At 28.8% G+C, this 13,509-nt stretch carries 13 protein-coding genes; 9 read left to right on the top strand and 4 right to left on the bottom strand.

The features are described from left to right. Positions 1-23 precede the first annotated feature (23 nt). Together MBBWO_RS01040 and MBBWO_RS01035 are read left to right on the top strand one after the other, a co-directional pair. Positions 24-992, top strand: a complete 969-nt coding sequence (locus MBBWO_RS01040; protein WP_116669029.1) for an NAD(P)H-dependent glycerol-3-phosphate dehydrogenase — start codon at positions 24-26, stop codon at positions 990-992. A 9-nt stretch (positions 993-1,001) separates the two neighbouring features. Then, complete coding sequence (locus tag MBBWO_RS01035) at positions 1,002-1,697, top strand: IspD/TarI family cytidylyltransferase (protein WP_116669028.1); 696 nt, start codon at positions 1,002-1,004, stop codon at positions 1,695-1,697. An 11-nt stretch (positions 1,698-1,708) separates the two neighbouring features. Here MBBWO_RS01035 and MBBWO_RS01030 read toward each other — a convergent pair whose 3' ends face one another. Together MBBWO_RS01030 and MBBWO_RS01025 are read right to left on the bottom strand one after the other, a co-directional pair. Continuing rightward, positions 1,709-2,542 carry a LicD family protein gene (locus MBBWO_RS01030; protein ID WP_116669027.1) on the bottom strand — a complete coding sequence of 278 codons (834 nt, stop codon included), beginning with the start codon at positions 2,540-2,542 and terminating at the stop codon, positions 1,709-1,711. Continuing rightward, on the bottom strand, positions 2,523-3,605 hold the full coding sequence (locus MBBWO_RS01025) for a glycosyltransferase family 2 protein (protein WP_165807904.1): 1,083 nt from the start codon (positions 3,603-3,605) through the stop codon (positions 2,523-2,525). Before MBBWO_RS01025 ends, MBBWO_RS01030 begins: the two co-directional genes overlap by 20 nt. 148 nt (positions 3,606-3,753) lie before the next feature. On the opposite strand from MBBWO_RS01025, the gene purC reads away from it, so the two are divergent. From purC to MBBWO_RS00995, 6 genes are all read left to right on the top strand, one after another. Beyond that, positions 3,754-4,491 carry a phosphoribosylaminoimidazolesuccinocarboxamide synthase gene (gene purC / locus MBBWO_RS01020; RefSeq protein ID WP_116669025.1) on the top strand — a complete coding sequence of 246 codons (738 nt, stop codon included), beginning with the start codon at positions 3,754-3,756 and terminating at the stop codon, positions 4,489-4,491. A 9-nt stretch (positions 4,492-4,500) separates the two neighbouring features. After that, entirely contained in the window at positions 4,501-4,770 is a 270-nt protein-coding gene (gene purS, locus MBBWO_RS01015; RefSeq protein ID WP_116669024.1) for a phosphoribosylformylglycinamidine synthase subunit PurS, read from the top strand. Positions 4,771-4,790: 20 nt separating this feature from the next. Further along, positions 4,791-5,435: a phosphoribosylformylglycinamidine synthase subunit PurQ gene (gene purQ / locus MBBWO_RS01010; RefSeq protein ID WP_116669023.1), complete on the top strand. Its 645-nt coding sequence runs from the start codon at positions 4,791-4,793 to the stop codon at positions 5,433-5,435. Positions 5,436-5,442: 7 nt separating this feature from the next. Further along, positions 5,443-6,156 (top strand): uroporphyrinogen-III C-methyltransferase, encoded by a 714-nt coding sequence (gene cobA, locus MBBWO_RS01005; RefSeq protein WP_116669022.1) that lies wholly within the window; start codon positions 5,443-5,445, stop codon positions 6,154-6,156. Between the two features lie 117 nt (positions 6,157-6,273). Beyond that, on the top strand, positions 6,274-8,073 hold the full coding sequence (glmS, locus tag MBBWO_RS01000) for a glutamine--fructose-6-phosphate transaminase (isomerizing) (protein WP_116669021.1): 1,800 nt from the start codon (positions 6,274-6,276) through the stop codon (positions 8,071-8,073). 54 nt (positions 8,074-8,127) lie between these two features. Beyond that, the gene (locus tag MBBWO_RS00995) at positions 8,128-9,012 is read left to right on the top strand and encodes an FkbM family methyltransferase (protein WP_116669020.1); all 885 of its coding nucleotides are present in this window, start codon (positions 8,128-8,130) and stop codon (positions 9,010-9,012) included. A 4-nt stretch (positions 9,013-9,016) separates the two neighbouring features. Here the strand turns inward: MBBWO_RS00995 and MBBWO_RS00990 are convergent, their stop codons facing one another. Both MBBWO_RS00990 and MBBWO_RS00985 read right to left on the bottom strand, forming a co-directional pair. Next, positions 9,017-10,075: a glycosyltransferase family 2 protein gene (locus MBBWO_RS00990; RefSeq protein WP_116669019.1), complete on the bottom strand. Its 1,059-nt coding sequence runs from the start codon at positions 10,073-10,075 to the stop codon at positions 9,017-9,019. 15 nt (positions 10,076-10,090) lie between these two features. Further along, positions 10,091-11,302, bottom strand: coding sequence for an MnmC family methyltransferase (locus MBBWO_RS00985; protein WP_116669018.1), 1,212 nt, complete (start codon positions 11,300-11,302; stop codon positions 10,091-10,093). Positions 11,303-11,527: 225 nt separating this feature from the next. Here MBBWO_RS00985 and tgtA point away from each other — a divergent pair, with 225 nt between their 5' ends. Further along, positions 11,528-13,507 (top strand): tRNA guanosine(15) transglycosylase TgtA, encoded by a 1,980-nt coding sequence (gene tgtA, locus MBBWO_RS00980; protein WP_116669017.1) that lies wholly within the window; start codon positions 11,528-11,530, stop codon positions 13,505-13,507. The last annotated feature ends 2 nt before the right edge of the window (positions 13,508-13,509 follow it).

Here is a 13,509-nt window from a genome sequence, read left to right as displayed (position 1 = left end):
ATTAATTTAATGAGGTAGTTACTTTGGATTTTAAAGTTGGTGTTGTTGGAGCTGGGGCAATGGGAACAGCATTGGCTCAAATGATTGCAGAAAATGTTGATGAAGTATTATTATATGCAAGAAGAAAATCTGTTGCAGATGCAATTAATAACACAAGGTATAATGATGAATATTATCCTAATATCAAAGTACGACCTAATATTAGAGCAGTTAATGATTTTAAAGAGTTTAATAATGTTGAAATGATTTTTTTATGTATTCCTTCTTCAACAGTTAGATCTATTACAGCTGAGTTAAATGATATTATTTCAAAGGATTGTATTTTAATTAACACTGCTAAAGGATTGGAAGTTTCTTCATATAAACCTATGAGTACTATTATTGGGGAAGAAACTGGACGTCCTGCTGTTGCTTTTTCAGGACCCAATATTGCATCAGAAATGATGAAAGGATTGTTTACTGCATCTACAATAGCTAGTAAGAATGAAAAATATTTAAATGATGTTAAAAATGTTTTAGAATCTGATAAATTTAAAGTTAATGCAAATAATGATGTAATAGGGACTGAATATTGCGGTATTATCAAAAATATTTTAGCTATTTCTCAAGGTATTTTTGAAGGAATGAATATTAATGATAATGCAAGATTTGCAATATTTTCTAAAAGTTATATTGAAACAAAAGATATTATAGAAAAATTGGGCGGTATGCGAGATACTGTAGATGATTACTGTGGATTTGGAGATATTATCACAGCTTCAACATTAACAGTCAGTAGAAACCATACTTTAGGCACTCTTTATGGACAAGGAATTATTATTGATGAAAATAAGTCTGGTGTTCTTTTTGAAGGAAAAAATACAGTATCGATATTTAAAAATATAATTGAAGATTTAAATGTTAAAAGCACTATTGTAGATTTTGTTTATGAAGTTATAATTGAAAATAAAAATCCTAAGACTTCTTTTGTTAAATTATGGGATAATTTATAGGTGATTCTATTGATATTTGCTGCAATATTGGCTGGTGGAATTGGACAAAGACTAAACTCAGACAGTCCAAAACAGTTTTTAACTGTTGGTAATAAGCCTATTTTAATCCATTCAATAGAAAAATTCTTGGAAGTTGATGATTTTAATAAAATTATTGTTTCTTCTCCAAAAGATTTCATAGACTATACAGAAGAACTAATTGAAAAATATTTCCCGGAAAATGATAAAATAGTTGTTATTGAAGGTGGTGCTCAACGCAAGGACACCATTAATAATTCTATCAATTATGCTATTGAATGTGGTGCAGATGAGGACTCTGTAATGGTTACTCATGATGCCGCAAGAATTTTTGCCTCACCATTTTTAATTAAGAAAAGTATTGATTATGCTATTGAGTATGGTGCAGCTAGTCCTGTAATTCCTGCAACTGATGTAATATTTAAAAGTATAACTCCAAATAAACTGGATTCAGTCCCTTTGAGAAAAGAGCTTTTACATTCACAAACTCCTCAGTCATTTAATATCTTTAAGTATAAAAAGATTTATGATGATTTAAATGAGGAAGAAATTGAAAAATTAGATGAAGCAATGGTTTTATTTAATTTAAGGGGTGAAGATGTTTATTTATTTGAAGGAGAACAGTCTAATTTTAAAATTACCCATCCTTTTGATCTTGAACTAGCTGAATTTATTTTAAATAAATAATGCTTAAGCTATTAGTATGGTCCAAAATCTAATTTTTCAGGTGCATGATTGTACCTTTTATCTTCTGGTGGCATTTGCATATAGTCTCCATAAATCTGTGTTAGTATTTTATCGGAGTTGTTAGGAATATTTGCTTCAATATCCTCAAATTTTACTTTTTTTGGAGGAATGAAATCCTTTTTGTCATATATTTGAGTGTAATTAAGTGAACAAATATCACAGACAAAATCACAGTTATCTTCTTTATATTTTGTTAGTAACTTATTTGATATTTTCTGCAGGTGTTTAGGTTTTAAATGGATAATTTTTAAGAGATTATGAATTATTTTACTTATATTTCTGCTGATATTTCCTCTATATTCAATATCTTTTAAAGTAGCTACACCAATAGCCTTATTTATACAACGGATTGTTTTTACATGTAAATCTCTTTTTTTAGGGTTATTTGGAACATTATCCAAGCAGAAAATGTCTATAAATATTCCAACATCATAAGAAACCTGTTTGTTCCACCATTCTTCAAATTTTGTGTTTTTTAAGGTTAATTTGCTATGTTGGAGGAAGTAATCTTCGTAAACATTTGAATTTATTAATTTAAATTCTCCCATTTCTCTTTCACTGCTGATTTTAAGGAATTTGTTATAATCATCTCTAAACATGATTACATCAATATCATCGTCCCATGGAATAAATCCTGAGTGTCTTATAGCGCCTAAATTGGTTCCTCCATAGAGAAAATAGTCAAGAGAATGTTTATCACAAATTGAAATAAATTCTTTTAGTATTTTTAATTCAATCTGCTGTAGTTTTTTTAATTCTTTTTCATCATACTTTCTTAATTTCATTTTCAACCTTCATTAATATTTTTAATTCTATTTCTTTTATATTACTGTAATTTTTAAAAAAGAAATTTTTCACATGTTGATTTTCATAAATTAACCCGCAAATATGTGATATTATCATTACTTTTGAATATTGTTCTTTTAAAAGATAATTATTAAGTATGTTAAGTGGTTTTGATTTTAAGGTGATTTTGCCATTAATTGATTTTTCAAATTTGTAAATCTTTTCAAGGCATCTTTTCTTTTCTTTTTTATTAACTTTTAGCTTGAAAAACATAAAAAATAGCATAGGAATATGGATATTCATCATTTCAACAATATGATTTTCAAGTTTATTGTCAATTAAAACATTTTTTAAGGTTTCAAATCCTTCAATAAATTTGTTAAATTCAGTTAAACTAACATTATGAGTTAAAGATTCATTATTGTCGACCTGATAAATATATCCGCAATATTTTGGCATTTTTAATACTTTATCTGAGTGTATGTAGCATTGTTTTGCAAAAACACTGTCTTCAAGTAATGTATCTTCGAATTTAAGACGATTTTCAGTGATTATAGATTTTTTAAAAAGATTTCCCCATACAGTACCTCTTAAATAGAGTTTATCATCTTCATTTTCTTCGATAAAAGTTTTATCTATTTTTTCAATACTTTTTAATATAAAATAGCTGTTTTTCATTTTGCGGATATGTTCGCAATTTACAACATCTGCTTTTTCATTAATTGCAGTTTCATATAATGTCGAACAGTAATCAGGCAATATATTGTCATCAGCATCAATAAATAAAATATATGGGCTTGTTGAATGTTCAATACCTTTATTTCTTGGAATACTTGGATTTCCAGTATTTTTTTCTAAAAAAATAGGTTTTATATTATTATACTTTGAAGCATAATTTTTTATAATTGATTTTGAGTTATCTGTAGAACAATCATCAACTAATATAACCTCAAGATTATCAAATCCTATTGTTTGAGCTATTAATGAGTCAATAAGATTTTTTAAATATTTTTCACGGTTGTATGTTGGAATTATAATACTTATTTTATAGTTATATTCCATTTTATCATCTATCGATTGTTCTTTTTCAAAGGTTTTTCTGGATTTCATTAATAAAAAAAATGTTAATTAATTATTTTCAACTAAAAAAGTTATATAATAATATAACTAAAATATATTTATAATTTATTAAATTTTATATGATGATATCATGGAGCGTAAAGAATTAATTAACGGTGGTAAAGTAAAAAGTGTTTACAATACTACTGATGAGGATAAAGTAATTATTGAGTTTAGAGATGACATGACTGCTGGGGATGGAGAAAGAAAAGAAGTTATGAATAAAAAAGGATGCTTAAATGCAGTTATTTCTTCTAAAATTTTCCAATACCTTGAAAGTAAAGGAATTAAAACTCAATTTATTGAACTTTTAGAGAATAATGTAATGCTTGCTCAAAAATTGGATATGATTCCAATTGAAGTAATCGTTAGAAATATTGCAACTGGAAGTTTAGTTCGTAAATATCCTATTGAAGATGGAACTAAATTAGATCCTCCTATTGTTCAAATGGATTATAAAGATGATGAGTTCCACGATCCTATGTTAAATTACTCTATTATTAAAGCATTAGGAATAGCTACTCAAGATGAAATTGATATACTTGTTGAACTTGCTGGTAAAGTCAATGATGCTCTTCGTGAATTCTTTGATCAAGCTGGAATTATTTTAGTCGACTTTAAAATAGAATTTGGTAGAGATGAAGAAGGTAACATCATTTTAGGTGATGAAATCAGTCCAGATAGCTGCAGGTTATGGGATAAAGAAACCTTAGAAATGATGGATAAAGAACTTTTCAGAAAAGGAAAAGATGATGAAGTAATGGATGCTTATTTAGAAGTTTATAACAGGGTATTATCTGATGATGATAAATCCAAATATGGTTTATAGGTGTTTTTAATGATTTTTGATATTGAAGTTAAAATCTCTTTAAAAAATGGTATGTTAAATCCAGAGGCTACTACAATTGAAAGATCTCTTGATTTACTTGGTTATGAAGTTAAAAATGCAAAAACTATTGATATTATTAAATTCCAAATGGAAGGGGAAGATAGAGAAGTTATTCGTGAAAATGTAGTTGATATTTGTGAAAGATTACTTTGTAATCCAGTAATTCACAATTATAAAATAACTGTTATTCCCCAAAATAGTGCATGTGGAATTCAATAATTACTAAAGGAGATTTATTCATGAAAATTGGTGTAATTAGATTTCCTGGAACTAATTGTGACCGTGATGTAGCTAAAGCTATTGAACTCGCTGGAGCAACTCCTGAGTATGTCTGGTGGAATGAGGAAAATTTATCAGATTTTGATGGTATTGTGATTCCTGGTGGTTTTTCTTATGGGGATTATTTAAGAGCAGGAGCTATGGCTTCTATAACTCCAGTTATCGATGGTATTAAAGAATTAGTTAAAGAAGAAAAACCTGTTTTAGGAATATGTAATGGTGCTCAAATTTTAGGTGAGATTGGTCTTGTTCCTGGTGTTTTCATCACTAATGAGAATCCTAAATTTAACTGTGAATGGGTGGATTTAAAAGTTGGAACTACAAGAACTCCTTTTACTAAAAACTTTAAGAAAGGTGAAACTGTTCAAATTCCAATAGCTCATGCAGAAGGAAGATTTTACACAGAAGATATTGATTTATTAAAAGATCAAGATCAAATTGTTTTACAATTTAAAGATAAAAACCCTAATGGTTCACTTGAAGCTATTACAAGTGTTTGTGATGAATCTGGTTTAGTTTGTGCTATGATGCCTCATCCAGAAAGGGCTTGTGAATCTATTTTAGGTTCAACTGATGGTTTAAACTTCTTTAAAGGATTTTTATAGTGATTAGATGGTAGTTTATTTAATTGGTGCAGGTCCTGGAGATGCTGATTTAATCACTTTAAAAGCAGTTAAAGCTTTAAATAAAGCAGATGTTGTTTTATATGATTATTTAGCTAATGAAGAAATTTTAGAACATGCTCCTAAATCAGCTAAAAGGATATATGTTGGTAAGAAAGCAGGTGAACATTATAAAACTCAAGATGAGATTAATGAGTTAATTATTGCTCAAGCTCGCGAAAATGAGAATGTTGTTCGCCTTAAAGGTGGAGATCCATTTGTTTTTGGTCGTGGTGGAGAAGAAATTCTTGCACTTATGGAAAATGATATTAAATTTGAGGTTATTCCTGGTGTAACATCAGCTATTGGAGCTCCAACTTCATTAGGTCTTCCTGTAACTCATAGAGCATTAGCTACTTCTGTTACTATTGTGACTGGACATGAAGATCCAACAAAATCTGAAAAACAAGTTAAATGGGATTATACTGCAGACACATTAATTATTTTGATGGGTATTGGGAATATCAAGGAAAACACTAATGAAATTATGAAATATCGCGCTCCAGATACTCCAGTTTGTGTTATTGAAAGTGGAACTTTACCTAAAGAAAGAGTTATTTTTGGAACTCTTGATGATATTTCAACTAAAGAAATTAATACTCCTGCAATTTTAATTATTGGCGAAGTAGTAAATCTTTATAAAGATATCTATAATTACAATTAACTATTTTTTTTAATTTCTTTTTTATTCTCTTTTTTAAGCTATTATTAATGTATTTATATTATGATAAACTAAAAATATCATAATATTAAAAAAGATTAAATTTTAAGGTGTCATTAAATGTGTGGTATAGTAGGTTGTATATTAAAAAATAAAGAACAAGTAGCACCTATACTCTTAGATTGTATTTCAAAGTTGGAATACAGAGGATATGACTCTATTGGAATAGCTACTTTTGATGAAAATATTAACATCAAAAAAGATAAAGGAAAAATTAAGGAAGTTGACTCTAAATTGGATTTAGGGGATATGGATGGAAGTTATGGAATAGCTCATGTACGTTGGGCTACTCATGGTGATCCAAGTAAAATCAATTCTCACCCTCAAACAGATGAAGATAATGCAATAGCTGTTGTTCACAATGGTATTATTGAAAATTACTCTTCAATTAAAGAACAACTTGAAAATGAAGGTCATGTTTTCAAATCTGATACTGATACTGAAGTTATTCCTCATTTAGTTCAAAAATTCATGGATGAAGGATTAAATCTTGAAGGAGCTGTTAGAAAAACAACAGAAATCATTCATGGTGCTTATGCAATGGCAGTTATCAGTAAGGATGAGCCTAATAAAATTGTAGCTACACGTAAAGACAGCCCTTTAATTGTTGGTCTTGGTGAAGATGGTTATTTTGTTGCATCTGACTCTCCAGCTATTTTAAAATATGCTAATAATATCATTTATCCTGAAAGGGGAGAATTTGTTATTTTAGAAGAAAATGGAGTTACAATTAAAGATGAAAATGGTAATGTAATTGATAAAGATGTTGAAACAATTGACTGGACTCCTGAAATGGCTGAAAAAGAAGGTTATGATTATTTCATGATTAAAGAGATTAATGAACAGGCTACTGCTGTTAGAAACACATTAACTGAAAGAAATAATATCCAAAAAATTATTGATGATTTAGAAGATATTAATCGTATTTGTTTTGTAGCTTGTGGAACATCTTACCATGCTTCATTAACTGGTAAATATTTACTTGAATCACTAGCTGGAATTCCTACAGATGTTATTTTGGCATCTGAATTTAAATATTCAACAAACACATTAAATGAACATACTTTGGTTATTTTCATTTCACAATCAGGTGAGACTGCTGACACCTTAAAAGCACTTGATGTTGCAAATGAATCTTCTCAAACTTTAGGAATTGTTAATGTTGCTGGTTCTTCAATGACAAGACGTGCTAAATATGTAATTCAAACACAAGCAGGTCCTGAAATTGGTGTGGCTGCTACTAAAACATATTTAAGTCAACTTACTGCTATTTATATATTTGCTGCATTAATGGGCAAAAATGAAGAGTTATTAGAAAAATTAAATAAAGTACCTTCCTATATTGATGAATTATTAAAAGATGCAGATGTTGTTAAAGAAATAGCAAAAATATATAATGTAAATAGAGATGGAGAGAATGTTAATGATTTCTTCTTTATTGGAAGAGGTTACTCTTATCCTGTTGCATTGGAAGGTGCCTTAAAACTTAAAGAAATTACTTATATTCATGGTGAGGGTTATGCTGCAGGGGAGCTAAAACATGGTCCTTTAGCTTTAATTGATGAGGATATTCCTGTAGTTGTTGTTTTACCACCTGGAGAAAACCACAGAAAAACTATGAGTAATTTAGAGGAAGTAAAATCTCGTGGAGCAAAAGTTTTAGCTATTGGGGCTTCTAATGATAAAGATTTAATTTCCAAATCTGATGATGTATTTATTATTAATCCAGAAGTTGATGATATTATTGCACCATTAGTTTATATTGTTCCATTACAATTACTTTCATATTATGTAGCTATTGAAAGAGATTTAAACCCTGATCAACCTAAAAATCTCGCAAAATGTGTTACTGTAGAATAATTCCTTTATTTTAAGGAATTTTATTTTTTTTATTAATTTTAGTGATGTTTAACTATGGGGGAAATTTACTCTTTTTTTGATTATTTTAAGTTTTTAGATAATCCCGTGGAATGTTTACTTTTTAAGGCAGGTTTTAAAAAAGAAATCACGGTTAAATCTAAAGATTTCGCTCAATTAATAACAATTAAAAATCCCTCTTCTTTAAACAGATTAATGAATGCATTTGCTTGTGGAGTTAATGATTATGATGGATTGATTAACTTTATTTATGAAATAGAATCAGCAAAAGAGATTATTAATTGGGAAGATATAAAGATTTATAATCAATTTAATCTTCCAATAGGTTCCTTTTATGAGCGTTTTCATGAAGGTTATTGGGATAGTTTTGGTATAGACTTTAATGGTCGTGTTGTTATTGATGTTGGTTCAAATGCTGGTGATTCAAGTTTATTTTTTGCAAGTAATGGGGCTGAAGTCTTTGCTTTTGAACCAGTTATTGAACTCCATGAATTAGCTTTAAAAAATGCTTCTTTAAATGATAATCTTAAGGATAAAGTCCATTTTTTTAATTGTGCTGTTTCTAATAAACGAGGTAAAATTAACATTGATTTAATGGATTCCATTTCTGTTTATACCTCATCTGTTAATCAAAAGCATTTTTATGATGTGGATGTTATTACAATAGCTGATATTTTAAGAAAGTATAATGTAAAACCAGATATTTTAAAAATGGACTGTGAAGGATGTGAATTTGGGATAATTGAGGGTTCTGACCTTTCAATGTTTAATGATATTATTTTTGAACACCACTCTAAAATGGTAAAGAAAGAGTATAATAGTTTAGTTAAAAAATTGGAAAATGAAGGCTTTAAAATAAAAAAATATGGTAGTTTCAGCTTTGATTTTGATGATATGGGATTTATTCATGCATATAAGTAATAGCTTATTGTTTGTTTCGTCTATTGTTATTTAAGTTCCTGTAAATTTTTTTTATAGTCTGATTATTATACATAACATCATAAACTTTAGATAAAAGGATAGCTCTTTTAAATTTTCTTTTTTTAATTAAATTATTTAATAAGTTAATTTCAGGTTTTCCAAGATCTATACTATCTTTATTTTCCTCAAAAGTATTGATTTCTTCTAATAGTTCTATTTTAGTTTCTCTTTTGCCTTTTGTATTTATAAAAATTAGCAGTAAATTGGATAAATAATCTCCATAAAATAAATCATAAGATAATGTATAATTTTTATCCATAAACTCACATATTCTTTTAAAGCCTTTTAAATATCTTTTTAGAAGTTTTTTGTCATGTCTATGGATTGTTGAATCAGAATATTCATTATAGAAGTATAAATAGTCATGTGGTAAGATAGTAACTGTTTTTGCATATAGTAAATATTTAAAGTAGAAATCTGCATCTTCAACAGGTCCATCTTCAATAAAAATTAAATTGTTTTTTTCAATAATGCTTTTTTTAAATAGTTTACCCCATGAACTTATAAAAGTAATATTGCTTATTTTATCAAAGGTTTTCTGATTTTTCAGCGGGTTAATATTGATTAAATCTTTTTTTGTTTTGCAGAACCTATTTTTAATTGAACCATTGTTTGTTTCTGTAGAATAGTTTCCTATTATCAAGTCACTGTTTTCACTTTTCATAGTGCTCAATAACTTTTCAAAGGCTTTAGGATGATAACAGTCGTCAATGTCATAAAATACTATATATTCTGCAGTAGCTTCTTTCAATCCATAGTTTCTAGGCCTTCCAGGAAAACCAGAGTTTTTTGAATGGTATAAACTTAAATCAACAAATTTACAGTTTTCATATTTTTCACTGTATTCTTTAGCTAAAATAGGGCTTGAATCTTTTGAACAGTCATTGACAAAAATAACTTCAATGTTTTCAAAACCAATGCTTTGATTTTTTATTGATTTAAAGGATTCCTTAAAATGGCTTTCACCATTGTAGAAAGGTATTATTACAGAAACTTGGTACATTTTATCTCACATTAGTTATTTGTTCTCTTTAACTTCTTTTAAATTATCAATCATTTGAAGTATTCTTGAACGGGAATTGTTATCAATTTCCTGTGCTTCTAAATAGTTATTTTCAGGCTCTAAAATATAAAAAGCTTCCTTTGAAGTTGTTGACGGAATATTCATTTTAGCTAAATTCCTTTCAACCCTTCTTTTTAGTTTTTCATCTTCCATTTCCTGTGTTAGAAAGATTGGTGTTTTAACGGCTGATGAAATCTTAGTATTGTGACGTGCTTCATGCCTTTCTTCAGTTCTGCTTTCTAAAATATATTCGCTACTGTTGTTAAGTCCAGGATCTCTAAATGGAATGCCCACATCAGATAAAGCTATTCTAATTTCATCATTTTTTGGTAATGATTTTTTAAGCATCAAAGGATTAGGACTAGCTAGTGTACCTCCTTGTTTTCTTCCAAAAATAGGGCCTTGCCCAATATGGAAGTTGTTTTCAATAAATGCAGCCCTAACTGGTGCAGATGAAGTGTAAGTACACACAATTCCATCATTTTTAATAACTCGTCTAAACTCTTTGAAAAAATCAGTAGAGAATAATTCTGGAGCCATATTTTGTGAAAATGGATCTAAAAATATTGCATCATAATAGTTGTCCTCTAAAGATTGGATGGTTTGACGTGCATCATCAATATAAAGAGCAATGTCAATATTTTCAGGAATCTCACATTTTTCAAGAGATAGGGTTGCATAGTCCTGCTTAATTAGTTCATCTTCAATTGCCTTTTTTGTTATGTCATGTTCTGGGATTGGTGAAGGAACTAAAAGACCACAGGCGAGCGTAGCTTTAGATATTTCAACCATATCAACATGTAAATTACTGTCTTTTGAATTTTTAATAAAATCGGCAAGTGCTGCTGAAGTATTGTAACCAAGACCAGCACAGATATCTAAAATAGCTATATCTTCACTATAATTTAATTTCAAAGGTTTAATGAACTTTTCAAAGGATTCACTAATTGCACCTGTTGATGTGTGAAGTGTTTCTATTTTATGATTAATCTCTTTTGATTTAATGGAGTATGAACCATCATCTGTTAAGACAAAGAATTCTTTATTTTCATTAAAAAAGTTTTCACGTAAACTTTCATCAGAGGTTTCTTTTTCTTTATCAAAAAGTTTATTTACCAAATCAAAAATTGTTTCATTAATTACAGTAGCGCTTTCTTCGTAACTCATTTTATCTAACTATTAATTTTTATTATAATTTTATATAAAGTTTAAAGCAATTTAATTAAATTTATTTTTTAAAGTCTTTTTTTATTAATAAGTCTTTATTATTGTCAATTTTTCATTTTAATCTAATTTTAATAGTTTTATTTATTTTTTAATTTTATTTCTAAGCAAAGTTTATATAATTTTTAGTTATAAAATTTAATCTATATTAATTAAGGGAATTTGACAATGTTCGAAATTAAAGCAAAAGATAATAGAGGAAGAGTAGGTGTTTTAAAAACAAAACATGGAAATGTTAAAACTCCTGCTTTAATGCCTGTTATTCATCCGCGTAAGCAGGCTATTGATGTTAAGAAGTATGGTGCAGATATTGTAATTACTAATGCTTACTTAATTTATAAAGATGAAGATTTAAAACAAGAAGCAATTGATAAAGGTCTACATGAACTTATTAACTTTGATGGACCGATAATGACTGACTCTGGTTCTTTCCAGCTATCAGTTTACGGTGATGTGGATATAACTAATAAGGAAGTTATTGAATTTCAAGAATTAATTAAAACAGATATTGGAACTAGTTTAGATATCCCAACAGCTCCTTTTGTTACACGTGAAAAAGCAGAAGAAGATTTGGAAATCACTTTACAACGTGCCCGTGAAGCTATTGAATATAGAAACTCTCAAAATATGGAAATGAAGTTAAATTCTGTAGTTCAAGGTTCAACATTTCCAGATTTAAGAAGATACTGTGCTGATGAATTAACTAAGTTAGATGCTGATTTATATCCAATTGGTGCTGTTGTACCATTAATGGAATCTTATCATTATAAAGACTTAGTTGATGTTGTAATGAATTCTGTTGCTCATTTACCTGACAATAAGCCACGTCATTTAATGGGTGCAGGCCATCCTATGATTTTTGCATTAGCTGCAGCAATGGGTTGTGATTTATTTGACTCAGCAGCTTATATTTTATATGCTGAAGATGATAGGTTATTATCCACTCGCGGAACCTATAAATTAGAAAATCTTCAAGAAATGCCATGTTCCTGTGAAGTATGTACTAAATATACTCCTGATGACTTGAGGGCTATGGATAAAAAAGAAAGAAGAGATTTAATAGCTATTCATAATTTACATGTTTCCTTTGCTGAGTTAAGATTAGTTAGACAAGCTATTTATGAAGGCAGTTTAATGGAACTTGTTGAAGAACGTTGCAGAGTTCATCCACAGCTATTAAATGCTTACCGTCAACTAGCTAATTATATGGATGATATGGAGAAATATAATCCAAGAAGTAAGAAATCTGCATTCTTCTTTACAGGTCCCGAATCATTATACAGAAGTGAAGTTAAAAGGCACATGAATAAATTAAGGGAAATGCCTAAAAAACGTGATTTAGTAATATTGCCTCCATCCCGTAAGCCTTATTCTAAATTTATCTCTGGAAAATTAGGTGAATTCTATATTTATGGCAGTGAAAGAGAGCTTGATTTGGAGGATACTGATTTTATGGTTTTAGATATTCCATTCGGTTTAGTTCCTCTAGATATTGATGAAGTCTATCCATTAAGTCAAAATGAATCTCCTAAAATCAAAGATGTGGACAGTATTGAATTTATTGAAGACTTCATATCTGAATTTGTCGAGTACTATGATCAAACTTTGATACATTCAAGAGTTATTAAGGATTTGGAAATAGGCCTTTATAATAAACACTCTCAATCAGATGAAATCAGATTTAAAAAAGATGATTTGAGAAAAATTAAGGCTATTGCTGACTATCAATTTGGTGTTGGTGCAGGAGAAGCACTATTTAAAGGAAATATCAAAATTGAAAAAAGTAAAAAAACAGGAAAAATCAGACATATCTATGATAAAGGAGTAATTGTAGCTAATATGAGAGCTTCAGATAGCTTTTTAGTACTTTCAAAAGAAGGTGCAAAAAGATTACACAATTCCATGCCTTATCCAGAGAACAGAGTTGTTGTAAATGAGGATTCTGTTCCTTTTGCACGGGATGGAAAAAGTGTATTTGCAAAATTTGTTGTAGATTGTGATGAAAATATCAGGTCCAATGATGAAGTTTTAATTGTAAGTGAAGATGATGAGTTACTGGCTTATGGAAAAGCTTTGTTATGTGCTCATGAAATGGGCGATTTTAATACAGGCCAAGCAGTTAAAACCAGAAAAGGAATGAAGAAATAAGG

The organism is Methanobrevibacter woesei, assembly GCF_003111605.1.
Taxonomy (GTDB): Archaea; Methanobacteriota; Methanobacteria; order Methanobacteriales; family Methanobacteriaceae; genus Methanocatella; species Methanocatella woesei.
Note: the sequence above shows the minus strand (reverse complement) of the source record. Positions and strands in the feature narration are given on the sequence as shown.

Bases quoted from the DNA above. Each gene is read 5' to 3' on its own strand.
- MBBWO_RS01030 (WP_116669027.1), bottom strand. From the start codon at position 2,542: ATGAAATTAAGAAAGTATGATGAAAAAGAATTAAAAAAACTACAGCAG.
- MBBWO_RS01025 (WP_165807904.1), bottom strand. From the start codon at position 3,605: ATGGAATATAACTATAAAATAAGTATTATAATTCCAACATACAACCGT.
- purC (WP_116669025.1), top strand. From the start codon at position 3,754: ATGGAGCGTAAAGAATTAATTAACGGTGGTAAAGTAAAAAGTGTTTAC.
- purS (WP_116669024.1), top strand. From the start codon at position 4,501: ATGATTTTTGATATTGAAGTTAAAATCTCTTTAAAAAATGGTATGTTA.
- purQ (WP_116669023.1), top strand. From the start codon at position 4,791: ATGAAAATTGGTGTAATTAGATTTCCTGGAACTAATTGTGACCGTGAT.
- cobA (WP_116669022.1), top strand. From the start codon at position 5,443: ATGGTAGTTTATTTAATTGGTGCAGGTCCTGGAGATGCTGATTTAATC.
- glmS (WP_116669021.1), top strand. From the start codon at position 6,274: ATGTGTGGTATAGTAGGTTGTATATTAAAAAATAAAGAACAAGTAGCA.
- MBBWO_RS00995 (WP_116669020.1), top strand. From the start codon at position 8,128: ATGGGGGAAATTTACTCTTTTTTTGATTATTTTAAGTTTTTAGATAAT.
- MBBWO_RS00990 (WP_116669019.1), bottom strand. From the start codon at position 10,075: ATGTACCAAGTTTCTGTAATAATACCTTTCTACAATGGTGAAAGCCAT.
- MBBWO_RS00985 (WP_116669018.1), bottom strand. From the start codon at position 11,302: ATGAGTTACGAAGAAAGCGCTACTGTAATTAATGAAACAATTTTTGAT.
- tgtA (WP_116669017.1), top strand. From the start codon at position 11,528: ATGTTCGAAATTAAAGCAAAAGATAATAGAGGAAGAGTAGGTGTTTTA.